The sequence below is a fragment of the Streptomyces lincolnensis genome (assembly GCF_001685355.1).
In the GTDB taxonomy this organism is placed as follows: Bacteria; Actinomycetota; Actinomycetes; order Streptomycetales; family Streptomycetaceae; genus Streptomyces; species Streptomyces lincolnensis.
Genome location: NZ_CP016438.1, coordinates 394,505 through 419,444, shown reverse-complemented (window position 1 = coordinate 419,444; position 24,940 = coordinate 394,505). Strand labels below are relative to the sequence as shown.

At 72.3% G+C, this 24,940-nt stretch carries 23 protein-coding genes; 13 read left to right on the top strand and 10 right to left on the bottom strand.

The features are described 5' to 3' along the window. Window position 1: 1 nt before the first annotated feature. Window positions 2–700, bottom strand: a complete 699-nt coding sequence (locus SLINC_RS01900; RefSeq protein WP_067444802.1) for a response regulator — start codon at window positions 698–700, stop codon at window positions 2–4. After that, window positions 697–1,995: a sensor histidine kinase gene (locus SLINC_RS01895; RefSeq protein WP_067425902.1), complete on the bottom strand. Its 1,299-nt coding sequence runs from the start codon at window positions 1,993–1,995 to the stop codon at window positions 697–699. The genes SLINC_RS01900 and SLINC_RS01895 overlap by 4 nt, the downstream gene beginning before the upstream one ends. Before the next feature lie 218 nt (window positions 1,996–2,213). Between SLINC_RS01895 and SLINC_RS01890 the strand changes: the two genes are divergently transcribed. Then, a complete protein-coding gene (locus tag SLINC_RS01890) occupies window positions 2,214–2,906 on the top strand; it encodes an ABC transporter ATP-binding protein (protein WP_067425900.1) in 693 nt (230 codons plus the stop codon). Then, window positions 2,903–5,272, top strand: a complete 2,370-nt coding sequence (locus SLINC_RS01885) for an ABC transporter permease (RefSeq protein ID WP_067425897.1) — start codon at window positions 2,903–2,905, stop codon at window positions 5,270–5,272. The genes SLINC_RS01890 and SLINC_RS01885 overlap by 4 nt, the downstream gene beginning before the upstream one ends. Window positions 5,273–5,313: 41 nt before the next feature. Here SLINC_RS01885 and SLINC_RS01880 read toward each other — a convergent pair whose 3' ends face one another. After that, on the bottom strand, window positions 5,314–6,489 hold the full coding sequence (locus tag SLINC_RS01880; RefSeq protein ID WP_067425894.1) for an alanine--tRNA ligase-related protein: 1,176 nt from the start codon (window positions 6,487–6,489) through the stop codon (window positions 5,314–5,316). A gap of 334 nt (window positions 6,490–6,823) precedes the next feature. On the opposite strand from SLINC_RS01880, the gene SLINC_RS01875 reads away from it, so the two are divergent. After that, complete coding sequence (locus tag SLINC_RS01875; protein WP_067425891.1) at window positions 6,824–7,711, top strand: arginase family protein; 888 nt, start codon at window positions 6,824–6,826, stop codon at window positions 7,709–7,711. A 148-nt stretch (window positions 7,712–7,859) separates the two neighbouring features. Here SLINC_RS01875 and SLINC_RS01870 read toward each other — a convergent pair whose 3' ends face one another. Continuing rightward, window positions 7,860–8,606: a carbonic anhydrase gene (locus tag SLINC_RS01870; protein ID WP_067425889.1), complete on the bottom strand. Its 747-nt coding sequence runs from the start codon at window positions 8,604–8,606 to the stop codon at window positions 7,860–7,862. Window positions 8,607–9,136: 530 nt separating this feature from the next. Between SLINC_RS01870 and SLINC_RS01865 the strand changes: the two genes are divergently transcribed. From SLINC_RS01865 to SLINC_RS01855, 3 genes are all read left to right on the top strand, one after another. After that, window positions 9,137–9,622, top strand: a complete 486-nt coding sequence (locus SLINC_RS01865; protein WP_067425887.1) for a DUF485 domain-containing protein — start codon at window positions 9,137–9,139, stop codon at window positions 9,620–9,622. Continuing rightward, window positions 9,616–11,208, top strand: a complete 1,593-nt coding sequence (locus SLINC_RS01860; protein ID WP_067425883.1) for a solute symporter family protein — start codon at window positions 9,616–9,618, stop codon at window positions 11,206–11,208. Before SLINC_RS01865 ends, SLINC_RS01860 begins: the two co-directional genes overlap by 7 nt. Before the next feature lie 161 nt (window positions 11,209–11,369). Next, on the top strand, window positions 11,370–12,023 hold the full coding sequence (locus tag SLINC_RS01855) for a YceI family protein (protein WP_067425880.1): 654 nt from the start codon (window positions 11,370–11,372) through the stop codon (window positions 12,021–12,023). 1 nt (window position 12,024) lies between these two features. On the opposite strand, the gene SLINC_RS01850 is transcribed toward SLINC_RS01855, so the two are convergent. Further along, on the bottom strand, window positions 12,025–12,885 hold the full coding sequence (locus SLINC_RS01850) for a helix-turn-helix domain-containing protein (RefSeq protein ID WP_067425877.1): 861 nt from the start codon (window positions 12,883–12,885) through the stop codon (window positions 12,025–12,027). A 137-nt stretch (window positions 12,886–13,022) separates the two neighbouring features. On the opposite strand from SLINC_RS01850, the gene SLINC_RS01845 reads away from it, so the two are divergent. Further along, a complete protein-coding gene (locus SLINC_RS01845) occupies window positions 13,023–13,982 on the top strand; it encodes an SDR family NAD(P)-dependent oxidoreductase (protein ID WP_225988211.1) in 960 nt (319 codons plus the stop codon). A gap of 21 nt (window positions 13,983–14,003) precedes the next feature. Here the strand turns inward: SLINC_RS01845 and SLINC_RS01840 are convergent, their stop codons facing one another. After that, entirely contained in the window at window positions 14,004–14,891 is an 888-nt protein-coding gene (locus SLINC_RS01840) for a glycosyl hydrolase (protein WP_067425874.1), read from the bottom strand. 387 nt (window positions 14,892–15,278) lie between these two features. Here SLINC_RS01840 and SLINC_RS01835 point away from each other — a divergent pair, with 387 nt between their 5' ends. Genes SLINC_RS01835 through SLINC_RS01820 form a run of 4 tightly spaced genes read left to right on the top strand, consistent with a single transcriptional unit; the run spans window position 15,279 to window position 19,078 of the window. Continuing rightward, entirely contained in the window at window positions 15,279–15,890 is a 612-nt protein-coding gene (locus SLINC_RS01835) for a hypothetical protein (protein ID WP_067425871.1), read from the top strand. Continuing rightward, window positions 15,887–16,495, top strand: coding sequence for a toxin (locus tag SLINC_RS01830; RefSeq protein WP_067425868.1), 609 nt, complete (start codon window positions 15,887–15,889; stop codon window positions 16,493–16,495). Before SLINC_RS01835 ends, SLINC_RS01830 begins: the two co-directional genes overlap by 4 nt. Further along, window positions 16,495–17,685: an MAB_1171c family putative transporter gene (locus SLINC_RS01825; RefSeq protein ID WP_067425865.1), complete on the top strand. Its 1,191-nt coding sequence runs from the start codon at window positions 16,495–16,497 to the stop codon at window positions 17,683–17,685. The genes SLINC_RS01830 and SLINC_RS01825 overlap by 1 nt, the downstream gene beginning before the upstream one ends. Then, the gene (locus SLINC_RS01820) at window positions 17,678–19,078 is read left to right on the top strand and encodes an FAD-dependent monooxygenase (protein WP_067425862.1); all 1,401 of its coding nucleotides are present in this window, start codon (window positions 17,678–17,680) and stop codon (window positions 19,076–19,078) included. The genes SLINC_RS01825 and SLINC_RS01820 overlap by 8 nt, the downstream gene beginning before the upstream one ends. A 56-nt stretch (window positions 19,079–19,134) precedes the next feature. Here SLINC_RS01820 and SLINC_RS01815 read toward each other — a convergent pair whose 3' ends face one another. Then, complete coding sequence (locus tag SLINC_RS01815; RefSeq protein ID WP_225988210.1) at window positions 19,135–20,355, bottom strand: outer membrane protein assembly factor BamB family protein; 1,221 nt, start codon at window positions 20,353–20,355, stop codon at window positions 19,135–19,137. Window positions 20,356–20,464: 109 nt separating this feature from the next. Continuing rightward, window positions 20,465–21,190 (bottom strand): FAD binding domain-containing protein, encoded by a 726-nt coding sequence (locus tag SLINC_RS01810; protein ID WP_067425859.1) that lies wholly within the window; start codon window positions 21,188–21,190, stop codon window positions 20,465–20,467. A gap of 297 nt (window positions 21,191–21,487) precedes the next feature. On the opposite strand from SLINC_RS01810, the gene SLINC_RS01805 reads away from it, so the two are divergent. Next, window positions 21,488–22,729 carry a TolB-like translocation protein gene (locus SLINC_RS01805; RefSeq protein WP_067425856.1) on the top strand — a complete coding sequence of 414 codons (1,242 nt, stop codon included), beginning with the start codon at window positions 21,488–21,490 and terminating at the stop codon, window positions 22,727–22,729. A 28-nt stretch (window positions 22,730–22,757) separates the two neighbouring features. Here the strand turns inward: SLINC_RS01805 and SLINC_RS01800 are convergent, their stop codons facing one another. Then, window positions 22,758–23,375, bottom strand: a complete 618-nt coding sequence (locus tag SLINC_RS01800) for a DUF6629 family protein (protein ID WP_067425853.1) — start codon at window positions 23,373–23,375, stop codon at window positions 22,758–22,760. 162 nt (window positions 23,376–23,537) lie between these two features. Beyond that, window positions 23,538–23,687, bottom strand: a complete 150-nt coding sequence (locus SLINC_RS48390) for a hypothetical protein (protein ID WP_170068261.1) — start codon at window positions 23,685–23,687, stop codon at window positions 23,538–23,540. A gap of 115 nt (window positions 23,688–23,802) precedes the next feature. On the opposite strand from SLINC_RS48390, the gene SLINC_RS01795 reads away from it, so the two are divergent. Further along, on the top strand, window positions 23,803–24,936 hold the full coding sequence (locus SLINC_RS01795) for a sulfite oxidase (protein ID WP_067425850.1): 1,134 nt from the start codon (window positions 23,803–23,805) through the stop codon (window positions 24,934–24,936). The last annotated feature ends 4 nt before the right edge of the window (window positions 24,937–24,940 follow it).

Genomic DNA, 24,940 nt, shown 5'->3' with positions numbered 1-24,940 from the left:
CTCAGCCCGGCGCGACCTCGCCGGCCGGACCCCCGGGAGTGACCAGCCCCGTCTCGTAGGCGAGGACGACGGCCTGCACGCGGTCGCGGAGCTCCAGCTTCGACAGGATCCGGCCGATGTGCGTCTTCACCGTCGTCGGACTGAGGAACAGCCGCTCCGCCAGCTCGGCGTTGCTCAGCCCCGTCCCGAGCAGGCGCAGCACCTCCAGCTCACGCGGCGTCAGCCCCGACAGATCACGGTGCGCGGCGGCCGGCCGGGCCTCCTCGCGGTGGGCGAAGCGCTCGATCAGGCGCCGCGTGATCGAGGGCGCGAGCAGGGCGTCGCCGGACTGCACCAGCCGTACGGCGGCCACCAGGTGCTCGGGGGTGACGTCCTTCAGCAGGAAGCCGCTGGCCCCGGCGGTGAGCGCGGCGTACACGTAGTGGTCGAGGTCGTACGTGGTCAGGATGATGACGCGGGTACCGGCCGCCTCCTTGTCGGCGAGGATCCGGCCGGTGGCCTCGATGCCGTCCATGCCGGGCATCCGGATGTCCATCAGGACGACGTCCGGGCGGGTGCGCCGGACCGCGGCGACCGCCTGGGCCCCGTCCGCCGCCTCGGCCGTCACCTCGATGCCGTCCGCGGCGAGGATCATCCCGAAACCGGTGCGGACCAGGGCCTGGTCGTCGGCGATGACGGCGCGCAGCACGGGCCGGCTCATGCGGTCCGCCACGGGACATCGGCCGTGATCCGGTAGCCGCCGGTGAGGGTCGGCCCGGCCGTGAGGTCGCCGTCGTAGACCGCGAGGCGCTCGCGCAGGCCGATCAGCCCGCGGCCGTTGCCGTCCGCCTGGGGTGAGCCGCGCACCGCGCCGGTGTCGGTGACCTCGATCCGCAGCCGGTCCCCGGCGCAGCCGATCCTGACGCGGGCGTCGGCGCCGGGCGCGTGCTTGATGGTGTTGGTGAGAGCCTCCTGCACGACGCGATACGCGGTCAGTTCCACCCCGGGCGGCAGCGCGTCCGGCGGCAGCGACACCGTGACGTCGACCGGTGTCCCGGCGGCGCGTACCCGCTCGATCAGGGCGTCCAACTGCCCCAGGCCGGGCTGGGGTTCCAAGCCGTCGGCGGCGCCGTCGAGGTGACCGGTGTCCGGGGCCGCCAACAGGCCCATCACATGCCTCAGTTCGGCCATGGCGGCGCGGCCCCCGGCCTCGACCGCCAGCAGGGCCTGCTTCGACCGTTCCGGCGCCGTGTCCATCACCTTGCGCGCGGCGCCCGCCTGAATGACCATCACGCTCACATTGTGGGTCACGACGTCGTGCAACTCGGCCGCGATCCGCGCGCGTTCCTCCTCCACGGCACGGCGCATCGTCTCCTCCTGAGCCCGCTCCAACGCCATGAACCGCTCACGCCCGGCGGCCAGTTGGCGCCGCCAGAGGCGGACGACGCCCGCCAGCACCCCGGCGACCAGCAGCACCACCGCGGGGCTCGACCAGCCCGGGAACACCGGGTCCGTCTCCCGGAACGCGAAGCCCGCCAGAACGGCCGCCACCACCATCCCGGCCATCGCGCCCGCCCGGTGACGGCTGTACATCACCGCGCTGTAGGCCCCGATGACACAGGTCAGTACGGTGATCCAGGAGGCGCGGTCGCCGATGCCCAGCGCTCCGACCATCACCACCGCGAACGCGGCCAGCGGATGGAGCCGCCGGACGGCGAGGGGCAGCGCCGACAGCACGACCAGGGGCCAGGGCGGCGAGGACTCCCGCTCCGGCAGGAGCACACCCGGTGCCGGGGGACGGGGCACCTCCGGTATCCCGTACTCGACCCTCGGCCCGACGTGGACCGGCCCGTCGCCCGGGAACCGCGCCGCCACGACCAGCGCGACGAACGTCAGCAGCACCGCGAGCACCACGTCGGCCCACAGCGCCCGCCGCGACAGCGGTGCCCTCCTCGCCTCCGGCCGCAGCGCGTCGAACAACTGCCGGTGCCACACGCGCCGGTCCTCCGTCTCCATCCGCTCATTGTGGGTCCGTCCCACCCGGCCCGGCGTCCGCCTGCGCGGCCGACCCGCCGTCCATGAGGCGTACGTCGCGGGGATGACCCCGCGGCGGCGTCCTCCCCGCGAAGGGCCGCGGGTCGGTGCCGCGGCCGACGCGCCCGCCGGGCGTCCGCCCATACCTTCGCCGGGCCGGCACCGACACGAGCCCCTCGACCGCAAGGACGGACCTTCCCATGACGCATGTGATCGAACTGACGGGCGTGGCCAAGCGCTACGACAGTGGCGGCGCCCCCGCGCTGGGCCCGCTCGACCTCCGTGTCGCCCCGGGTGAGGCCCTCGCGGTGACAGGGCCCTCCGGCAGCGGCAAGTCCACGCTCCTCAACCTCGTCGCCGGGCTCGACAAGCCGACCGAGGGCACCGTGACCGTGGCCGGGCAGCGGATCGACCGGATGGGCGAGCACGCCCTGGCCCGGTTCCGCCGCGAACGGATCGGCATGGTCTTCCAGTTCTTCAACCTGCTCGACGACCTCACCGTCGCCGACAACATCTCGCTGCCCGCCCAACTCGCCGGAACCGCACGGCGCCGGGCCGCGGAACGCGCCGGGGAGCTCATGGAACTGCTGGGCATCCAGAAGCACGCCCGCGCCTATCCCGGCAGGCTGTCCGGCGGCGAGCGCCAGCGGGTCGCCGTCGCCCGGGCCCTGGTCAACCGGCCGGCGCTGCTCCTGGCCGACGAGCCGACCGGCGCCCTCGACAGCGCGTCGGGCCAGGACGTCCGCGAACTGCTGATGGACCTGCACCGCGGCGGGCAGACCCTGGTGCTGGTCACCCACGACCTGGCGCTGGCCGAGGCGTGCGCGAGCCGCACGATTCACCTGGTCGACGGCCGCCTCGCCCTCGACACGCGTGCGGAGGCCGTCCGATGAGGGGCTTCGGAGCCGGTGCGCTCGGCCGGGTCGTACGGTCCGGAGTGGGCCGGCGGCGGGTGCAGACCGTGGTGATCGCCGTGGCCACGATGATGGCGGTGGCGGCGGCCGTGGTCGCCGGTTCCCTCATGGTCGCCGCCGAGGCACCCTTCGACCGTGCCTTCGGACAGCAGCGCGGGGCACATCTCACCGCCGAATTCGACCCGGCCGAGGCGGATACGGCGGGGATCGAGGGCACCGCGCGCCTCGACGGGGTGACGGCGACCGCGGGGCCGTACCCCTCGGCGAGGATCCATGTGGTCGACGCGGAGGGCAGGCGGACGCCGGAGCTGCTGTTGGTCGGCAGGTCCGGTCCGCGGGCCGACGTGGACGACCTGGACCTGACCGAGGGCCGCTGGGCCACGAAGCCCGGCGAGATCGTGCTGGGGACGTCCTTCATCGGGCCGGCCTTCGAACTCGGCTCCACGCTGCGGATCTCGGAGGCCGCGGACGGTCCGGCCCTCACCCTCGTCGGCTTCGCCACCTCGGTCAGTGAGACGGCCGAGGCCTGGGTGACCCCCGCGCAGGTCAGGGCGCTGGCGTCGAAGGACACCCCTCTTGCGAGCCAGATGCTCTACCGCTTCGACCCCGCGCCCTCGAAGTCGGAGATCGGCGAGCACCGGGAGGCACTCGCCGCCGCCCTGCCGTCCGACGCGCTGCTCGGCACCCAGTCCTACCTGGACACCAAGCGGGCCGCCGACCAGGGCGCGGCGCCCACCATCCCGTTCCTGATCGCCTTCGGTGTGCTCGGCATCGTCATGTCGGTGATCATCGTCGCCAGTGTGATCAGCGGCGCGGTCGGCGTGGGTCTGCGCCGGATCGGCATCCTCAAGGCCATCGGCTTCACCCCGCGCCAGGTTGTGCGCGCCTACGTCGCCCAGGCCCTGATCCCGGCCGGCGCGGGCATCGCACTGGGCGTCGTGCTCGGCAATCTGCTGGCCGTACCGCTCCTGGCCGACACCGAGCAGGCGTACGGCACGGCCTCCCTGTCGGTCGCCTGGTGGGTGGACGTCGTGGTGGTGGCCGGTGCGCTGCTGGTCGTCGGGATCGCGGCGCTGGTCCCCGCCCTGCGGGCCGGCCGACTGCGCACCGTCGAGGCCATCGCGGTGGGCCGCGCGCCCCGCACGGGACGCGGCCGGTGGGCCCATCGGGCCGCGGGACGGCTGCCCCTGCCGAGGGCGGTCACCTACGGCCTCGCCGCCCCCTTCGCCCACCCGGTCCGCGCGCTCGCGATGCTGCTCGCGGTGGCCTTCGGCACGGTCGCGGCGACCTTCGCCGTCGGACTGACCGCCTCCTTGAACGCCGTCGGTACCGCACAGGACCCCGAGGACCGTGCCGCGGTCACCGCCTTCACCGGCATGCCCTCGCCCCACGGCGGGCCCCCGCCCGCGGGCGACCGGTCCGAGATCCCGGCCGTCGACCCGGCCCAGGCGCGCGCCGCCATCGAGGCCCAGGCCGGTACCGCCTCCTCCTACGGCAAGACCCAGGAGGAGGCCACCGTCGCCGGCGTCTCCGGCTCGGTGCGGGCCGGCCTCTACCAGGGCGACTTCCGCGTCGGCGGCTACGAGATGATCTCCGGGCACTGGCTCACCGGCCCCGGGCAGGTGGTCGTCCCCTCGCGGTTCCTGGAGACGACCGGCGCCGAGGTCGGTGACACCGTGAAGGTGACCCTCCACAAGGACACGCGGGCCCTGCGCATCGTCGGCGAGGCCTTCGACACCTCGGACGACACCCTGGAGATCCACGCGGACCTCACCGACTTCCCGGCGATCCAACCCCGCGTCTACCTCATCGAGGTGGACGACGGCGTCGATCCCGCGCAGTACGCCCAGAAGCTGGCCGCGGCGCTGCGCCCGCTCGGTGGTGACGCCATGGCCAACTCCCCTTCCGAGCGGGACAACTTCGCCCTGATCCTTCAGTCGATGGCGGCACTGCTCACCCTCATGCTGGTCTGCGTGGCCGGCCTGGGCGTGCTCAACTCCGTCGTCCTCGACACCCGCGAACGCGTCCACGACCTGGGCGTGTGCAAGGCGCTCGGCATGTCACCCCGGCAGACCGTGGGCCTGGTGCTCGCCTCGGTCGCCGGGATCGGCGTCCTGGGCGCTCTCCTCGGCGTGCCCGCCGGGTTCGCGCTGCACGGCTACGTGCTGCCGGTGATGGGGCACGCCGCCGGCACCGATCTGCCGCCGTCGGTCCTCGACGTGTACGACGTGCCCCAGCTGGTGCTGCTCGGCCTGGCCGGGATCCTCATCGCCCTGCTCGGCGCGCTCCTGCCGGCGAGCTGGGCGGCTCGGTCCCGTACGGCGACCGCGCTGCGCACGGAGTAGCGGCCCCGCCGTCCTCGTACGGCCCTCGCCGGCGGCCGTGGTCACCGGAGTTCCCGCAGACCGACGACGAGTTCGCGGGGCAGGCCGTGGGTGTCGTGGAGGTAGGCGAAGTCCTCGTCCCCGAGCGGCCCTTGGTACTCGGGCCGGGACAGCAGACGCCGCCCCCGCTCCAGGAGGCCGCGGAAGCGCCGTTCCTCGTCGAGGAGCACGTCACGGACCGGGCCGGTGCCGAGGGACTGGCCGAAGTGGTCCAGCGTGTGACCGATGAGGTCCAGGGGCAGGTCGGACAGCATACGGCCTCGGTCGCCGTGCCACAGCGAGGTCAGCAGTCGGCGGATCAGCCGGCGCGGTACGTAGCCGCGGCCGGTGTTGGACGGTCGTACGCCGTCGCCGAGGACGACGACGCACGAGCGCAGATGGTCGCAGAGCAGGTGCAGCGAGGGCCCGTCCAGGTTCCACAGGGAGGGCAGGGTGCGGGTCCAGGGTTCGAACAGATCGGTGTCGTAGACCGAGTCGCGGCCCTGGAGGACGGTCACGAGCCGTTCCAGGCCCATACCGGTGTCGATGCTCGGCCGCCGCATCGGATGGAGGCTGCCGTCCTCGTGGCGGCGGTAGCCCATGAGGACGTGGTTCCAGATCTCCACCCACCGGGGATCGGTGGTGGGCGTGCCCTGCGGTGGTGTGTCGTCGCCACCGGTCCACACGAAGATCTCCGAGTCGGGGCCGCACGGCCCGACGGGCCCGTTGGACCACCAGTTCTCCTCCCGCGTCAGCTCCACGGGAAGGCCCAACTCCTGCCAGGTGCGCAGGGATTCGAGGTCGGGGCCGACCTGGTCGTCGCCGCCGAAGACCGTGGCGTACAGCTGCTCGTCCGGTACGCCGAATCCGTCGCGCAGCAGCTCGTAGCCCCAGCGCAGGCTCTGCGGGTGGCCGTAGTCGCCCAGGGACCACGACCCGAGCATCTCGAACACCGTCAGGTGTGTGGAGTCACCGACCTCGTCGATGTCCGTGGTGCGCAGACAGCGCTGGAGGTTGACCAGGCGGCGGCCCAGCGGATGGGGCCTGCCCTCCAGGTACGGGGTGAGGGGATGCATGCCGGAGGTGGTGAACAGCACCGGGTCCGAGGGCGGGGGCAGCAGGGTGCCGCCGGTGATCAGGTGGTGTCCGCGCTCGCGGTAGAAGTCGGTGAAGCGGTGGATGACGCGGTCCGTGTCCATGGCGGTGTTCCTTCGGGTCGTGGGTCCGGGCGTGGGACCGGGACGAACCGCCGGAACAGACTGCGACAGAGGTGAGGCACCGCACGCACCGGCGATCCGTTTCCGGCCGCCGGAGGAGAGGAGAGGTCAGGCATCGGCAGCCGGCGAGCTGGTCGCTCGCGCGGCTGCGGTGTGGGTGTGCGGGGTGACCTCCATGAGATCAACAGTAGGTGGCGGCCGCCGGTGCCGTCTCCTGGTTTTCCGTGGGGGCGGCTCCGGTGCGGTGGTCCCGGTTCCGGCGGATCCTGGGAAGTGGCGAGCACGGAGCGTCCGGCGGACGAAGGAGGCGACGGACATGCGGGAACTGGCCGTCATCGAGGCGCCCTCGGTGCTCGGGCTGCGGCCCACCGGAGTCGAGCACCTGCCCACCGCGCTGCTGGCGGCCGGGCTGACGGACGGTCTCCCGGTGGCGAGGTCGGCGCGGGTCGAAGCACCCGCCTACGACCCGCGCCGGGACGAGAAGACCGGGGTCCTCAATCCGGACGGCATCGCGCGGTACTCCGTCGACCTGGCCGACACGGTCGGCGGGGCCCTGGACGCGGGCCTGTTCCCCGTCGTGCTCGGCGGGGACTGCAGCATCCTGCTCGGCAACCTCCTCGCCCTGCGCCGACGCGGGCGGCACGGTCTGCTGTTCCTCGACGGGCACACGGACTTCTACCAGCCGTCGGCGGAGCCGAACGGCGAGGTGGCCTCGATGGAACTCGCCCTCGCGACCGGCCGCGGTCCGCGCCCGCTCACCGACCTCGAAGGCCGCGGTCCCCTCCTCCACGACGAGGACGTCGTCGCGTTCGGATTCCGCGACGCCGCCGAGTCGGCGCAGGCCGGCATGCAGCCCCTGCCGCCCGGTCTGTCCGCGCTGGACCTCGACGCCGTACGGGCTCTGGGCGCACCCCACGCGGCGCGGCAGGCCCTCGAACGGCTCGCCTCCGGGCCGAGCACCGGTCACTGGGTGCATGTCGACGCCGACGTCCTGGACGACGCGCTCATGCCGGCCGTCGACTACCGCCTGCCGGGCGGGCTGACCTGGTCGGAGCTGGAGCGTGTGCTGGGCATGGCGGTCTCCGACGAGCGGGCCGTCGGCCTCGACGTCACGATCTTCAACCCGCGTCTGGACCCCGACGGGAGTCTCGCGTCCCGGCTGGCGGCGTGTCTGCGCAGTGCTCTGTCGGGGCAGGGCGCTTGAACTCGGCGCCTTCCTGGAGGGTGATCAGGACGCCGCGGCGGCGGCCGGCCGGGTCGTCCCGTCGGGGACCCGACGTACCACGGGCGTTGGCGAACCGACCCGTGGTGCGCAGGCTGCCGGGACCGGCCGCCGCCTCGGCGGGCGGACCTCAGCCCACGCTGTGGACGTGCTGGGTGGTCAGCTCGTAACGGGCCCCGACGACGGCCAGCTTCCCGGCCGTCACCTGAGCGGCGAGGTCCGGCTCCGCGGCGAGCCGCGTCCGTACGGCCCGGACGTTGGCGTCGACGGTCGCGTCGACGCGGGCGTCGCCCTCCTTCGTGCGGTCGATGGCCGGGCGTATCTGCTCGGCCAGGTACTGGATGTGGGCGGGCAGTTGCCTGCCGGAGGTGTCCGCCTCGACGGCGGCGCGGACGGCACCGCACGACTGGTGCCCGAGCACCAGGACCAGCGGTATACCGAGTTCCAGCACGCCGTAGGCGACACTGCCGAGCACGGCCTCGTCCAGCACCTCGCCGGCGCTGCGGACGGTGAGCAGGTCACCGAGACCCTGGTCGAAGACGAGCTCGGGCGGCACACGGGAGTCGACACAGCCGAGGACGAGGGCGAAGGGGTGCTGACCGGTCGTCAGGCTCTTGCGGGTGGCGGCGTTTTCGTCCGGATGCTGCTCGCGGTAGGTGCGCCAGCGGCGGTTGCCGGCCGCCAGTTCGCGCAGCGCCTCCTCGGGGGTGGTGGGCCGGGGGCGCGTCGCGGGCGCCGCGGAGGCGGGTGGGGCGGCGAGAGCGACGCCCGTACCGAGGGCCGTGGCCCCGGTCAGCCCGGCACGCAGGAGGGTGCGGCGGGCGGGAGTGACCGGCGCGCGGCCGGCGGATCTGAGGGGGGAGTCTTCAGAGTTCACGCAGAGGAACGTATGACCGGGTCCGCCCGTGATCCCTCACGTTGCCGAACCATGGCACGGCAAGGGGCAACCATGACGGCGTGTTGGGTTTCCCTTGGTCCCGTCCCGGTGCTTCCTTGACCTTTCTGACGGTCTGTCACCTCTCGTGACGCGCTGAAGTTGTGCACTGCATTTGAGACAACCTCACCGGGGGAATGGTGCAGACCTATTCCCGGCATGGTCCTTTTCGCAGGTCGTGGCGGGCTGTGGGCGGATCTCGAAGTGTGTGAATGAGTCAGTGTCAGGAAGGGAAATGTCGCGCCGGTTGATAGTTCAACGGAGGCGCTGCAACAATCCCCACTCCCGGTCACGTCGTCACCCACCGACGTATCGGCCGGTTGCCGAACAAGGCCCCATGTCCCCAGGAATTCAGAACCGCTCGAATTTCATATTCACCAATCCCCCACGAAGTCCGCACAGAGCCTGACTCCGGCGTACCTCCACGCGCCTGCACGCCGGCTGATCGGCTGCTCGTGACGAGAACGAGTCGGATGCGCGGCGCGAAGCAGCGAAGAAGGTGCATTGTGTCCCGGCACTCCACGCGGCTCGGCGGGCCGCCGCCGTACGCCGAAAATCCCCCCGAACACACCGATCGGCGCACGGTGTCGCACGATCCCGGATATCAGTCCCTCCGGCACGCCCATCGGCGGTTCGGAGTGCGCGCGACGGCCGGATCCGTCGGCGGATTCCTTACGTATGTCCTGCTGTCCAGTTTTGTTCCTGCTCTGATGAATCAATCCCTTGCCGGTCACCTCACGGTCGGCCTGGCCCTCGGGCTGGGACAATTCGTGATCATGGGTGTGATCGCCTGGCGTTATCTCGTGCACACCCGTACCCACGTCACACCCATCGCCCGCGGTCTGCGCGGCCTCGCCCGCCAGCAGGAGGCCGTGGACCAGGTACGAGCGGCCGAACAGGCGCCCGCGGCCCCGCGCGGCCCCTTCGATCCCCGCGGTGGTGACTTCCGCACATGGTGACCCTCGGCGCCGCGGTCGTGGACCGCCTCAGCCTGCAACTCACGCTCCTGCTCTTCCTGTCCGTCGTCGTGGTCACCCTGTTCACCGCGCTGCTGACCGCACCGCAGCGCGACGAGATCAGCGAGTTCTACCTCGGCAACCGCACCATGTCCCCGCTGCGCAACGGCCTGGCGATGTGCGGCGACTACCTGTCGGCGGCCACCCTCCTCGGCAGCACCGGACTGGTCGCCCTGACCGGCTACGACGGACTGCTCTACCTCTGCGGCACCGCGGTCGCCTGGATGATGGTCCTGCTGCTGGTCGCCGAACCGCTGCGCAACTCCGGCAAGTTCACACTCGGCGACACCCTGGCCCTGCGGCTGTCGCGTATGCAGCGGCCGGTGCGGATCGCCCTGGCCATCTGCACCCTGACCATCACCACCCTCTACCTGGTGGCCCAACTCGTCGGCAGTGTCGCCCTGTTGACCCAGTTCACCGGCGAACCCAGCGCCAACACCCGGCTGCTGTGCGTCGTCGTGATCGGCACTATCGTCATCGTGTACGCCGCGATCGGCGGCATGCCCGGAGCCACGTTCATCCAGATCGTCAAGGCGGTCATGCTGATCTCGGGCGTCACCGTGACGGCCGTGATGGTGCTCAACCGCTTCGACTGGAACGTCGGCTCGCTGCTCGGTACCGCGGCCGACAACAGCGGCCTGGGCAGCCGGTTCCTGGAACCCGGACTGCGCTACGGCGGCAGCACCACCAACAAACTGGACTTCTTCAGCCTCCAGTTGGCCATCGTGCTCGGCCTCGCCGCCCTCCCGCACGTGATGATGCGGCTGCTCGCCCCGAAGTCCAGCACCGTCCTGCGCACCTCGGTGGTCTGGGCCACGGGCCTGGTCAGCCTGGTCTGCCTGGCGGCCGGCATCCTCGGCCTGGGCGCCACCGCCATCGTGGGCCGAGACACCATCGCGGAGACCGACCGCAAGGGGGACGCGGCCGTCCTCCTGCTCGCCCACGACCTGGGCGGCGCCGTCCTGACCGCCCTGCTGTCCTGCCTGGCCTTCGTCACCCTGCTGGCGGTCGCGGCCGGCCTCACCCTGGCCGCCGCCACCTCCCTGGCCCACGACCTCTACGGCGCGGTGATCCGCAAGGGCAGGGCGAAGGAGACGGAGGAACTGGCCGTGGCCCGCCTCGCCGCGGTCGTCATCGGTGTCCTCGGCATGCTGCTCGCCCTGGTCTCCTGGGGCACCAACACCGCCACACTGGCCTTCCTCGCCTTCGCCATCGCCGCGTCAGCCATCCTGCCGACGCTCGTCTACACCCTGTTCTGGCGGCGCTTCACCGCACAGGGCGCGCTGCTCAGTCTCTGCGGCGGTCTGGCGACCTCGGTCCTGTTGGTGGTGTTCTCGCCCGTCGTGTCCTCCACGCCCGCCTCGTTCTATCCGTCCGTCGATTTCGCCTGGTTCCCGTTGCAGAATCCCGGAATCGTCTCGATTCCGGCCGGCTTCCTCCTCGGCTGGCTCGGCTCGATACTGAGCAGTCCCGAAGTGCCGCAGAGTTACGAGGACTTCGAGGTCCGCACCCTCGTCGGGGCCGAGTAGCCGAGCGGGTTCAATTCTCGGAACCGGGTGACGGGTGTGTGGAGTTTTCGTTCCGCCGTGATGGGGGAGAGGTATGTACATTGTGCCGCGCGGACGGGAAAAGCCTTAATGTCTGATCAAGGCTTGCCGGGGGCAACTCCCGTGCAGTAGTTAGGTGAATCATGAGTCTGTTCAGCCGTGGCACGTTCCGCCGCCCGGAGCCCGCCGTAGTTCCCCGTCCCCCCGCCGGCGCGTCGGCCGCCACCGCGGTCCTGCCGGATCCCGCCCTGGCGGCTCTGACCGGGGAATGGGCCATCGACCCCGCGCACAGCCGGATCGGATTCTCGGTCCGGCACGCGATGGTCACCACGGTGCGCGGAGCCTTCGCGGAATACCAGAGCCGTCTCTACTTCGACGGCCGCGACCCGGCCCGCTCGAAGGCCGAGATCATCCTGTCCACCGCCAGCGTCGACACGGGAGTGGAGCAACGCGACGCGCATCTGGTGGGCCGTGACTTCCTGGACGCCAGGACCTATCCGCGGATGCGGTTCACGAGCACGTCCGTGGAACTCGCGGGCGCCGACGTCTATCGCATGTCCGGTGACCTCACCATCCGGGACGTCACCCGTCCCGTCGTTCTGGAACTGACGTACATCGGCTACGTCACCGACCCCTTCGGATACGAACGGGTCGGTTTCGACGGCACCACCACGATCGACCGCTCCGAATGGGGCCTGACGTACAACTCCCGGCTGGCCGAAGGCGGGGCCATGGTGAGCGAGAAGGTGCGGCTCCAGTTCGACATCGCCGCGATCCGCACGCCCCCCGCGGGCTGACCTACGCCCTGGAGGCACCGACACCGCCGACGCGGAGCAGATCCAGTCTGTCCGCGTCGGCGGTACCGGTCGCTGCCGTGTAGGTGACCATGCGCAGATCGGCGCCCGGCACCAGGAGCACGTCGCAGTCGAGCAGGATGTCCCCGACGACCGGGTGCCGGACCGTCTTGCGGTCGGTGGCGTGCTGGACGGCGGCCGTCCGCGTGGCCCAGTGCCGGGCGAAGGTCTCCGAGGTCGCCATGAGATCCCGCACGAGAGCGTCGAGTCCGGCGTCGGCGGGGTAGCGGGCCACGGCGTCCTTCAGATCGGCCACGATCGACGCCTCGAAGGCGTCCTGCCCGCGCTCCGAGCTGATGTCGAGCATCGCGGCTCGGGCGATGCCGTCGCCGAACAACGCGCGGGCCAGGTTCCGTTCGGCGACCGGGAGCAAGGCCGCGTCGCCGACCAGAGCGCTCCACAGCGGGTTCCACCACACCAGCGTCCAGTCGGCCGCGAACACCCCGATCGGCACGTCGCCGAGACGCGCGACGAGCCGCTGCACACCCGGCGGCACATGCGTGTCGACCGTCCCGTCCCGTGGCGGCAGCAACCCCGCACTCCGGTACAACTGGTCGCGCTCACCCCGCGACAGCTGGAGCGCCCGCGCGAGCGCGCCCACCACCTGGGCCGAGGGGTTCCTCGCCCGGCCCTGCTCCAGACGCAGCACGTACTCCACCGACAGGCCCGCCAGCTGCGCCACCTCTTCCCGGCGCAGCCCGAGGGCGCGCCGCCCGGGCGTGGCGGTGAAGCCGGCGTCGGCGGGGGAGAGGCGATCGCGCCAGGCGCGCAGGAGCGGCCCGAAGCCGGAGGGGGAGACAGCCATACAGCCATTGTCGCCGCTGGACGCCGGGCCAGCCTGGGTACTGCTGGTCCCAGTGACGGGGAGGGCACTGGCTGACGGCGGTGCGGGCGGCGAGCGTGGTGGGCGTTCGACGGCCGACCCCCGAAGGAGCCCACCCCATGCAGCACGCCCGGTCCACGCGCCGTCCCCACCCCGTGCGGCGCACCCTGGTGATGACAGGTGCCAGTCGCGGGATCGGCCGCGCCGCCGCCGAACGGATCCTCACCGCCGCGCCGGACACCCACCTCCTCGTGGTGGCGCGGGCCTCCTCGGGTGTACGGCTGTCCGCGGCGCTCGGTGCGGCCGGGCACTCGGTCTCGCACATCGCGGCCGACCTCGCCTCGCTCGACAGCGTCCGCTCGGCCGCCGCCGGGATCCGCGAACGGCTCGACCACGGTGAACTCCCGCCCCTGCACGGCTTCGTGGGCAACGCGGGCACGCAGCACACGAACGCCCTGACCGAGGGGCCCGAGGGGCTGGAGTCCACCTTCACCGTCAACGTCCTCGCCAACCACCTCTTCGTCCGCCTGCTCCAGGACCGCTTCACAACCCCCGCCCGCATCGTGGTCACCGTCAGCGACACCCACTTCGGGGACTTCCGGCACAACCTGGGCATGGTGCCCGGCCCGCACTGGCGGCCCCCGGAGGTGCTGGCACGCACCGGAGCCTTCCCCCGCCCGGACACCGCGACCGCCGGCCGCACCGCGTACTCCACGAGCAAGCTGGCCGCACTCCACCTCGTGCACGAACTCGCCCGCCGACTGCCGGCCGGGATCGACGTCGTCGCCCACAACCCGGGCTTCGTCCCCGGCACCGACCTCGCCCGCGACGCCGGCCCCGTCGCCCGGTTCGCGATGCGCCGGATCCTGCCGGCGATGACCCTCACTCCGTTCGCGACCGGTCGCGCCACCGCGGGCCGCCACCTCGCCGACGTCGTCCTCGGCATCACCGAGGCACCGACCGGGTCCTACGTCGACCGCGGTCGCCCCGCCCGCTCGTCAGAGGAGTCCTACGACCCGCGGCGCGAAGGGGAGCTCTGGGAGGCGGCCGAACGGCTCACCGCGGCCCGCGCCGGCTGACCGGCGCGGGCCGGGTGGCGGTCAGCCGCCGAAGCGGAGCCTGTACTGCGCCTTTCCGGCGGGGAAATCGTCCAGCGTGCCGCCGCCCCAGTCGAGGTCGAAATACGCCTGGTACGTCGAGTCCTTGACCAGCTCGGCCATCCGGTCGATGAAGTACGGCGAGTCCCCGCCGCCCGCATAGGAGTCACCCTTCCGGTACAGACCCCATTCCGGATAGGACTTCGGTTTGTTGTGCGCGGTGGCAAAGGCCTTGAAATCGTTGACGCCCATGGTGGTGGTGAGGGCGTGGTTCCACCGCTGGGCCGGTGTGGCGCCCGGATGTCCCCACCACACGTCGTAGATGTTCAGGCCCACGATGTCCACGTAGGCGTCGCCGGGGTACAGCGTCTCGAAGGAGGTGACCTTGCCCGCGGGGCCGACCGCCATGTTGTAGTCGAACCGGAAGGCCGCTCCCGCGCGTGCCTTCATGAGGGTGACCACCCTGCGGAACATCGCCCGGTAGGCGGCCGGGTCGTCGGTTCCCTGCCAGGACCCGATGATCCTGTTGTTCCCCTCGTAGCCGAGGCGGATGACGGAGTCGCCCAGGCCGTTCTTGACCATCAGGTCGGCGAGCCCCCGGAACTGGCCGTCGTATTGGCCGGCGAGCCCGGCGGCGAAGGTTCCGCCCTTGGGCAGCAGCGGCAGCCCGAGCACGAACCGCCGATCGGTCCCGGCCTTCCTCCAGTCGCCCCAGTACTTCGTCGCGTACTGGTTCCACAGGGTGTTCTCGGAAGGATCGAGATAGTCGGTCGCGTCCACCTGTGAACGGCCGAGCCACTTCTGGAAGGCGTTCTCCTCCGCAACCTTGCCCGGGCCCACATACACACCCAGTCGGGAAGAGGTGATCGCGCCTTCGGACGGCATCGCCATGAATGCGACGATAACTGCTGCCATGGCGAGTATCGTCGCCAGCTTTCTTTTCATTCTCGCCTTTCTCGGCCCCGTCCGTGGAGCCGTCATTGTCAGAAGGCGCATACGAACAGGCAATGAGAGATCATTACTAGGTGAGGTCGTAGAAAGAGCGGGATGCTCGGCCGTCGAGCGGCCCGCGCCCCCTGCGCCGACCGGGCTCCCCGGTGTCCGGCCGCTGCTATCGGCCATCGTCGGAGCCGTTACGGCATGGCGCATCTCACATCACGGGCGAGAACGCGCCGCAACGATCGTTTGTGGCCGGTAAACGATCGTTGAGAGTTGTGTGCGAGACGCGTAGGGTGCCGCGCAGTCAACAACGGCCCCTGAATCCCGAGGAGTTCATCGGTGGAGGTCTCCGTCCGGCTCCCCGGGACGCTTCGGCGCCTGGAGACCCTGATCGCGGAGCGGGGGCTCAAGCGGTCCGCCGTACTGGATCCGGCCGACCTGGCGGCGCGGACGGCCCTGCCCGAGCGCACCGTCCTGACGCTGCTGCGCGGTGGCGCGGCCCCCGAGGACACGGTGAACGACCGGGTGCGGCTGCGCATCCACACCCTGGCCCAGGGCTATCTGGCGCGCAGCGGCAAGCGGATGTCCGACCTCGCCGCCGACATCTCCCAGAGCCTGGGAGTCTCCGACTACTGGGCACGCCAGGTGTGCGACGGCCGGAAGATGCCCAGCGTCGAGCTCCTGCACGGACTGGTCCGGTTCTTCGACGTCGAGGACGGGGAGGCGTTCTTCACCGCCTCCGCGGACGAGGCGCTCAACCGCGCCCTGCTGCCGGCCCTGCACCGCCTGGAGCGGGCCGAACAGGACCCGGTGCAGGCGCTGCTGGACCGGTACGGCGTGAGCGGAGCGGACCTGCGGTCGCACGGATCGATCTCCCGTGACCAGCTCGAACGGGTCCTCGAAGGAGTACTGCGGTCGGTGCTGCCCGCGGAGGGAGAGACTCACCGATGAGCGCGAAGGCGATGAAGTCCTTACTGGCCCACCTCGGCGCGGAGGCGGCCACCACCGTACGGCGGCCGGCCGAGCCGAAGACCGTCATGGAGGAGTTCTGCCGCGCGATGAGCGTGCGCAAGGGGCACCCGATCCAGCTGGTGTTCCGCGCGTTCCCGCCGGACGTCCCCGTCTCGGGCCTGCGCCTGGACCTGGGAGACCGCTCCGTCGTGGTCGTCGAGCACAGCATGGTCCCCGAGGCCCAGCTCGTCATCCTCGGCCACGAGCTGTGGCACGAGGAACAGGGCGACGGCGGGCACCACATCGCCGGCCTGCCCACGGCGGCCCGCGCCCGGCCCGTCGACCAGACCCCCGAGGCGCTGCGGCGGGCCGCCCGGCAGGTCCTGGCCGCCGAGGAGGTCCCCGTCGCGGCGATCCTGACCGTGGCGGCCCGCGCGGACTCCACCGACGACCACGAAGTGGAGGCGGAGACCTTCGGGCTGCTCTTCGGCCGGGAGGTCCGCACCTGGATGACGGGGCGCTACGCGCAGGGCCCGGTCAACACGGCGACCGTCGAGGGACGCATCAACCTCTCGCTCCTGGACCGGGGCGGACGCATCCTCTGATGAGTGGGTATGTCCAGATCCCCTACGCCCTGCCGACCGCCCTGCTGGCCCTCGCGCTCGCCCTGAAGTTCTCCACGCTCGTGCGTGCCTGGCGCGACCCCGACGTACGCGCCACCACCCTGCTGCTGACCTGGGCGACCGCCGTCCTCGTCGTCATCACCCCGGTCAACATCGACCGACTGAACAGGCTCACGGGCGTCCCCAACATCGCCTCACCCTGGGCCTACTCCTTCCTCACGGCGTTCTGCGCCACCGGCCTCACCATGATCATGCGGTGGCGGGAGGAGCCGTCGGAGCGGCGGCGGCGCCGGATCCGCCGCATCTACTGGATCTACGCCGGGATCGTCGTCGGCCTGTGGGTGACGTTCCTGCCGGCCGACGTGCCCGAGCCGCGGATCTACGACCTGGACACCTACTACGCGAGCACGCCGTGGATGCGCGAGCACATCCTGCTCTACCTCTCCGCCCACATGGTGTCCTCGCTGGTCTCGGCCTGGATGCTGTGGAAGTGGTTCCCCGAGGTCGGCAACCGCTGGCTGAAGTCGGGGGTGGTCCTCCTCCAGCTCGGCAACGCCTCCGGGCTCCTCTTCGACGCCGCGAAACTGACCGCCATCGGCGCCCGCTGGTCCGGCGGCGACCTCGACTTCCTCAGCACCGCCGCGGCGCCGCCGTTCGCGCTGCTGGAAGCGATCCTGGTCGCCCTCGGCTTCATCACCCCCCAGGCGGGCCCCTTCCTCATCCGGTGGTTCCGCGACCAGCGCGACTACCGCAGACTGCGCCCCCTGTGGCGGGCGGTCCGTGTCCTCGGACCGGCCGCGGCACCGGCCCGCTTCGGTTTCCTGGCCCCGCTGGACCTGCGCCTGTTGCAGCGCCAGCAGCGCATCCACGACGCCCTGCGCCTGCTCGGCCCGTACTACGACCACGGCCTGTACCGGCGCGTGTACACGGCGGCCGCCGACCGGTACCCGGAGGCGAGGGCCCGGGGCATCGCCGGCGCCGTCGTGCTCCAGACGGCCATCGACGCCTTCCGGCGCCGGGCCCCGCACAGCGTCGGCGACGGGCCCGCGCAGATCGGTGCCGACGTCAGCGATCACCTCGACGCCATCTCCCAGGCCTTCGTCCACCCCCGCCGCCTCGACCGGATCCGCCGGCGGGTCACCAGCACAGAAAGCGCGAACGCCCATGCCTGACAGAGCCACCACCGGCCGGCCCACCGCGGTCGTCATAGGCGCGAGCGCCACCGGTCTGCTCACCGCGGCCGCCCTCACCGAGTTCGCCGACGTCACCGTCGTCGAACGCGACGTCCTGCCCGAGGGCCCCAGCCCGCGCCGCGGTGTTCCGCAGGCCCGGCACGCGCACCTGGTGTGGAGCGGTGGCGCCCGCGCCTTCGACGAACTGCTGCCGGGGCTCGTCGGTGACATCGTCGCCAGTGGCGGCCGTCGCATCCACATCATGCGGGACATGGTCTCCAGGGCCCCGAACGAGATCTGGTTCCGCCGCTTCACCGCGACCCACCACCGCAACCTGGTGTGCTCGCGCGACCTGCTCGACCACGTCCTGCGCGACCGCGTCCTGGCCGACGAGCGCATCACCCTGAGCCAGGACACCGCCGTCCTCGGCCTCACCGGCAGCGCCGCCCGTGTCACCGGCGTCCGCGTCCGCACCGGCGACACCGAGACCACCCTGAGCGCCGACCTGGTCGTCGACGCCTCAGGCCGCGGCTCCCGCACCCCCCACTGGCTCGCCGGCCTCGGCCTGCCCCAGGTCACCGAACGCCAGGTCGACTCCGGGCTCGCCTACGCCACCCGCGTCTTCCGCGCCCCCGGCACCACCACCGGCATCGGCTTCCCCCTGGTCAACGTGCAGGCCAACCCCGCCAAAGCGCCCGGGCAAGGCGGCATCATCCTGCCCGTCGAGGGCGACCGCTGGATCGTCACCCTCGCCGGCACCCGGGGCGGCGAACCCACCCACGACCCCGACGCGTTCCTCGGCTTCGCCCTCGGCCTCGGCGACCCCGTCATCGGTGAACTCCTCAAGGACGCCGAGCCGATCGGCGACGTCGCCACCACCCGCTCCACCGCCAACCACCGCCGCTACTACGAGAAGATGAAGCGCTGGCCCGACGGCTTCACCGTCCTCGGCGACGCCGTGGCCGCCTACAACCCGGTCTACGGCCACGGCCTGAGCGTCGCCGCCCAGTGCGCCCTCGCCGTCCGCGACGTCCTGCGCACCACCCTCCTCACCGCCCCCGGCACCGCCCGCAGGCTCCAGCGCGCCGCGGTCCGCCCCGTCGCCGCGGCCTGGGACCTGGCCGTGGGACAGGACGCCTTCTACCCCGGCGCCGCCACCACGCCCCCCACCGCCACCGAGCGGCTCCTCGCCCGCTACGTCGACCACGCCGTCGCCACCGGCGCTCGCAACCCCCGCGCCCTCGGTGCCCTCCTGGACGTGATGAGCCTCGAAAAACCTGCCACCCGCCTCTTCTCACCCGACATGCTGATCCCGATGCTCTTCGGCCCGAGGAAACCGCACCTCCAGGGACCGCCGCTGTCGGAGGCGGAGCGCAAGACGGCCATCTCCTGACCGTCGCGAGAGCGGTCGGGGCGGTCAGGACGGACAGGGGGAGGCGCCGGGGCGGGTCAGGGAAGCGGGATCGAGCGCAGCACGGGACGGGTCCGTGTCCGCACGACGACATGGCCGGAATCGCCTCCCGGGACCAGGAGTTCGGGGTGCTCGCCGGACGTCAGCTGGGGATACGACGGCGACTGGCGCGGCGCGGCGGCCCCGGCGCCCGTCGGGCCCACCCTCAGGTCGATCGAGATCACGCGTCCCCTGGAGGCGTCGTTGTCGGGTGTGAGGGTGACGAACCGCCCCCGGACCAGGCCGGCTTCCGTCGTGGTGGTGTCGTAACTCCACAGCCTCCGGGCGCGGTTGAGGTCATAGGCGTTCCAGCTGCCGGCGCCCGGGTCCTCCGCGCTGTCCTCGAACAGCATCAGCACACCGTCGGACGAGATCAGTCCGCGTTCCGGCTTCAGACCCGTGTCCTCGGCCGTTTCGCGCGGCTGGAGCGTCACCGGGTCGAGACGGCGCAGGGGAGGGAAGGTGTCCGAGGCGGAGAAGCGGCTTCCGGTGCACACCAGGTAGCGGCCGCCCGAGACCAGGTGCGGGCACTCGGTGCCCGCAGGGCTGGTCGCCACCGTGCGGCCGGTGCGGGCGTCGCGGGCGGTGACCTTCGTGCCCGCGCCGTCGGCGGTGTAGACGCGGTCGCCGAGGGCGGCGATGCCCTCGTGCGGGTCCGCGTCGACGGACCGGTGCCACAGCGCGGCGCCGTCGGAGGCCCGGAAGGCGCCGAGGGCGACGTCCGTGCCGTCGCGGGCATCGAGCGCGTAGACGACGCCGCTCGCCGCACCGACGCCGGTGTAGGCGCGTCCGGCGGGCAGCCGGTGGGTCCAGGCCGCCTTGCCCGTCCGCAGGTTCGCGGCGCGCAGCACACGCCCGCCGCTGGTCACGGCACGTTCGTCGGTCGCGGCGACGACGAGCCCGCCGTTCTTCCCGCCGGTCGCCGTGGCCGGGACCGTCCAGGTGACCTCGCCAGTGGCGCGGGACCGGCCGACGAAGCCGTCGGGGGTGGTGGCGCACACGATCTGGTGGGCGGTGCTGCCGCAGGAGGTCTCCCGCGGGGACAGCGACCGCGTCCAGGCGCGCCACGGACCGTCGACAGCCACGGCACTGCGCGCCGCCACCGGCACCGAGGCCACCTCCGCCCGCCCCGAGCCGCTCGGACCGGCGTTGCCCGCTCCCGAACACCCGACGAGCAGCACCATGCCCGCCACGACAACCGTCTTCCGTACCCGACGCACCCGGCGCACCTCATGTCATCCTGGGTCACAACCTCTTGACGCCTGAGACGACCGATCGTCGCGAGCGAAGGTTGTACGCGCCGGCGATTCGTCGCCGCCGGCCGGGCCATCAGCCGTTCGCGGCCCGCGCCACCACGTCGGTGACCTTCTCGCTCACCACGTCCCACGCGGCGGAGGGCAGCGTACCGACCGCCGTGGTGCGCAGGGCGTCGAGCACTTGTGGGGCGTCGCCCTCGCACACGACGCCGTCACTGACCACCTCGTGGCCGTCGCGGACGGCGACGCGAAGGTGGCGGGGCCCGCCGCCGTCACCGGGATGCACGGCGCAGGCGACGACGAGGGGCGGGGCTCCGCCCGCCTCGGCGTCGAGCTTGCGGTACCCGCTGACGATCGGATCGCGCCAACGGAGACTGAGTATGAGGTGACGTTTCGCCAGGACCTCGGCGAGGTCGGTCTCGCGGACCCTGTCGGTCTCCAGCACCGTGGCACGGGCGTCGAGCACGAGGGCGGGGGGAAGCAGGCAACGCAGCGAGCTGCCGACGATGTTGCCCCCCACCGTGGCCGTGCGGCGCACGGCTCCGGTCCCCACGGTCGCGGCCGCCCGGCGCAGCACCTCGGGCATCCGGTCGCCGATCTCGTTCAACACCACGGCACCGCCCAGCAGTTCGGGCTCGACGACGTTGGCCTCCGGCAGGTTGCGCAGGGACATCGCCTGCTCGGGGAAGCCGTCGCGCTGCCAGGTGGCCCACACGAGCGTCGCGCCCCCTATCGGCACCGCCCCTTCGGCCAGGTACCGCTGCGCTTCGGACACGGACGTGGGCAGACGCAACAGCACGTCAACCGACCTGCCTTTCCGGGGAGCCGGTCGAGGGGAGGGGGGTGGGGGACACCTCGGCCAGGTGATCACGACATGGCGCATTCTCTCCGGGCCCGCGGGGGCGCGTACAGGGCTCAACTTCTCACCCCGTGCGCCCCCTGGAGGCTCCTCGGGGAGCGACCAGGGCTGTCGCGGACGCATCAAGGCCCTGTCGGGTTGTACATAATCGAACGGATTGCTCATGGAACGGACGATGCGTTTGAATCCCGGTGCGCTCCGGCGGGGGGTCGGGGCCCGGGTGTCCTTGGGGGAGACATGAGCTACAGCGTTCGCGCGGCGGCAGGAGCGACCGTCCTGCTCGCCGCACTCATCACGACGGTGTCACCGACGGCGCAGGCCGCGCCTGTGCCACCGGTCACCGAGCGGCTCAGCGCGGCGGCGGACGGCACCCAGGCCGACGCCACGACCGTCACCGCCACGGTCAGCCGCAACGGCCGGGTGGCCGCGTTCGTCTCGGACGCCTCGAACCTGCTCCCGGGCGACTCGCCGGGCTCCCGGGACATCTTCGTACGACAGCTGCGTACGGGGGAGCTTCGGCGAGTCGCCCTGCCCGGTGCCCAGTTGGGCTCGCCGACGCTGAGCCGTACGGGCCGATTCCTCGCCTACACGGCCTCCTCAGGCGACGCGACGGTGAGCGGCGCGTACGTCCGGGACCTGCGCACCGGAGCCGTCGAGCGTCTCGCCCTGCCGGCCGGGGACGACTTCGCGGGCGGCTCGGTCGCCTCTCCGGTGTTGGCCGCCGACGGCCGGCACGTCGCCTTAGTGGTGTCCCGGCCGGCCGGCTCGACGGCGGCCGAAGGCTCACGCGTGTACGTGCACGACCGGGCCACCGGCACGACCGAGTGGGTCAGCAGGCCCGACACCGAGCCGGAGCAGTACTACGCCCAGCGGCCGGCCATCAGCGACGACGGACAGCACGTCGCCTACACCTTCACCCGGCAGATCCCCAAGGGACCCCATGTCGGCCACGTGTACCTCCTCGACCGCGCGAGCGGTACGGAGCAGCTGGTCGATGTGGCGCACGACGGCACCACACCCCCGCGGGTGCTGGGCGTCCCGTCCCTGAGCGGCGACGGGCGGCGGGTGCTGTTCGAGAAGTTCAACGAAGGGGCCGTCACACCCGACGACAGGTCGAGCAGCACCTTCGTCAGGGACACGGTGACCGCCACCACCGTCGCGATACCGGGCAACCCGGACCGCCCCGGCACCCGTGCCGGCGTCCTCAGCGCCGACGGCCACCACGTGGCGTACGAGCGGGGAGCCGACGACCCGGCCTCGTCGCTCGGCTGGGCGTGGCCGGCGGTGGTCCTGGACCTGCGCACCGGGGAGTCCCGCCAGGTCAGTTCGGGCACCGACGGCGGGCCCGCGAACGCGTCTGTCGGCCGAGGGGCCGTCTCCGGCAACGGCGGGGTCGTGGTCTTCACCTCGCACGACACCGACCTCGTGCCGGAGGACACCAACGGCGTGAGCGACGCCTTCGTGCACCGCGCCCGCTGACCGGACCGGGACCTCCACGGCACCGGGATCACGCCCGGTGCCGTGCGCGCACCCACCGGTACAGCACCACCGAGCACACGGCCGCGACCGCGCACCAGGTCGAGACGAACTCCAGCCGCCACAACAGCCAGCGGCCCAGCGCCCCCACGGCGACCAGACCTCCCAGCGCCACCAGCCGGCGGTCACCGGCGAGGAGCAGCGAGCCCACGGTCGCCGGCAGATAGCCCGCGACGAGCAGCGGCGCGTGGGGAAGGTCGAAGGCGTAGCCGATCGTGCGGTCACGGATCTGTGCCGTCACCGGTCCGGTGACGAGCCCGTACGCGAGCATCGCCGCCGTCCCGGCTCCCACCACGAGCAGCGGGACGAGCCGCCGGCGGGCGCGCGGCGGGGCCACGCACAGCACCCCGGCCGGCACCCACACCGCCAGCAGGGGAAGCGCGATGACGGCCCAGACGGTGGTCGCGAGTTCGCTGCCACCGTGCGACTCCCAGACCGCCGCCTCGACGATCTGGTGGACGCCGAGCAGCAACGGCAGTGCCGCGAGCGGCAGATCCCGGCCGACACGCACCCGCGCCGCACACGCCACTCCCACGCCCGCCACGACGGCGCCCGTCACGAGATCGGCCGTCGCGCTCCAATACGTCACGCCACCATGGGAATCGCCGTCGGGTGCCACCGGCGCGTCCGCCCGCGCCGGTGACCAAGCTAGGCCCGACCACCCTGCCGGTCCCGCGACACGACGGCCGCGTCGCGGGTGACGAGCACGCGGCCCGGCCGTGTGCCGGGCCACGGAGCGGATGATCCCCGGTCAGTGGCGGCGGCCCCGGAGCTTGCCCAGCAGTCGCTGGGCCTGGGCCCGGCGCCGGGGATCCGCCGCCGCCCGCCGTGCCTGTTCGATGCTCCGTCGCCCCTGGGGGCTCCTCGCGAACCGCTTGATGCGTTCCAGGATGCCTGACATGTGGTTCCTTCTCTCGGTGCCGCGCGTGTCCCCGCCTGGAGTCGACTACCCGCCGCGGGGGCGAATCAGCCCTGCACGGGTGTCCGGGTCCCGGCGGCGGGCGCACCATGGTGGCATGGACAGCCACCGTCCCGGCGACGAGCCCCGCTCCCTGGCCGACGTGAGCACACCGGGGCGTGTCGCCGCCCCCGACGAGGCCATCAGCCACGAGGAACTCGCCCTCGCGGCCCGCAACCACGGCCTGCCGCTGGAGGCCCTGCGCTACGACGTGACCCCGCCCGGCCTGCACTACGTCCTGGTCCACTACGACATTCCGCCCGCCGACGCCGACACCTGGACCCTGACGGTGGGCGGACACGTGCGGACGCCCCTGGCCCTCGACCTGGCCGCCCTGCGCGCCCTCCCGCCGGTCACCCACCGCGTGACCATGGAGTGCGCGGGCAACGGCCGGGCCCGGCTCACCCCGCGCCCCGTCAGCCAGCCCTGGCTGGTCGAGGCGGTGGGCACGGCGGACTGGACCGGCGTTCCGCTGCGGACGCTGCTCGCCGAGGCCGGAGTCGAACAGGACGCCGTCGAGGCGGTCTTCACGGGAGCCGACCACGGCGTCGAACGCGGCGTGGAGCAGGACTACCGGCGGAGCCTGCCGCTCGCCAACGCCACGGCCTCGGACCCGGAGGTTCTGGTGGCGTACGCGATGAACGGCGCTCCGCTGCCGCCCCAGCACGGCCACCCGCTCCGGCTGGTCGTCCCCGGCTGGTACGGCATGGCCCACGTGAAGTGGCTGCACGACATCACCCTCACCGACACCCCGTTCACCGGTTTCCAGCAGGCGGTGGCCTACCGGTACCGACAGGCGTCCGACGAACCGGGCGACCCGGTCACCCGTATCGCGCCGCGCGCCCTGATGATCCCGCCCGGCTTCCCGGACTTCATGACCCGCACCCGCGTCGTACGCCCCGGCCCACTCCGGCTGGAGGGGCGCGCCTGGTCGGGCCGCGCCCCCGTCACCCAGGTCGAGATCAGCACGGACGACGGCCACTCCTGGGAGGCCGCCGCACTCTCCCCGCCGGACGGCCACGCCTGGTCGTGGCGCCACTGGCACGCCGACTGGACGGCGACCGCGGGCCCCCACACCCTGACGGCGCGCGCGACGGACGCCGAGGGCACGGCCCAGCCCCTCACCCAGCCGTGGAACCGGGGCGGCTTCGGCAACAACCTGGTCCAACGCGTGCCGGTGGTCTGTCTGTAGCCGG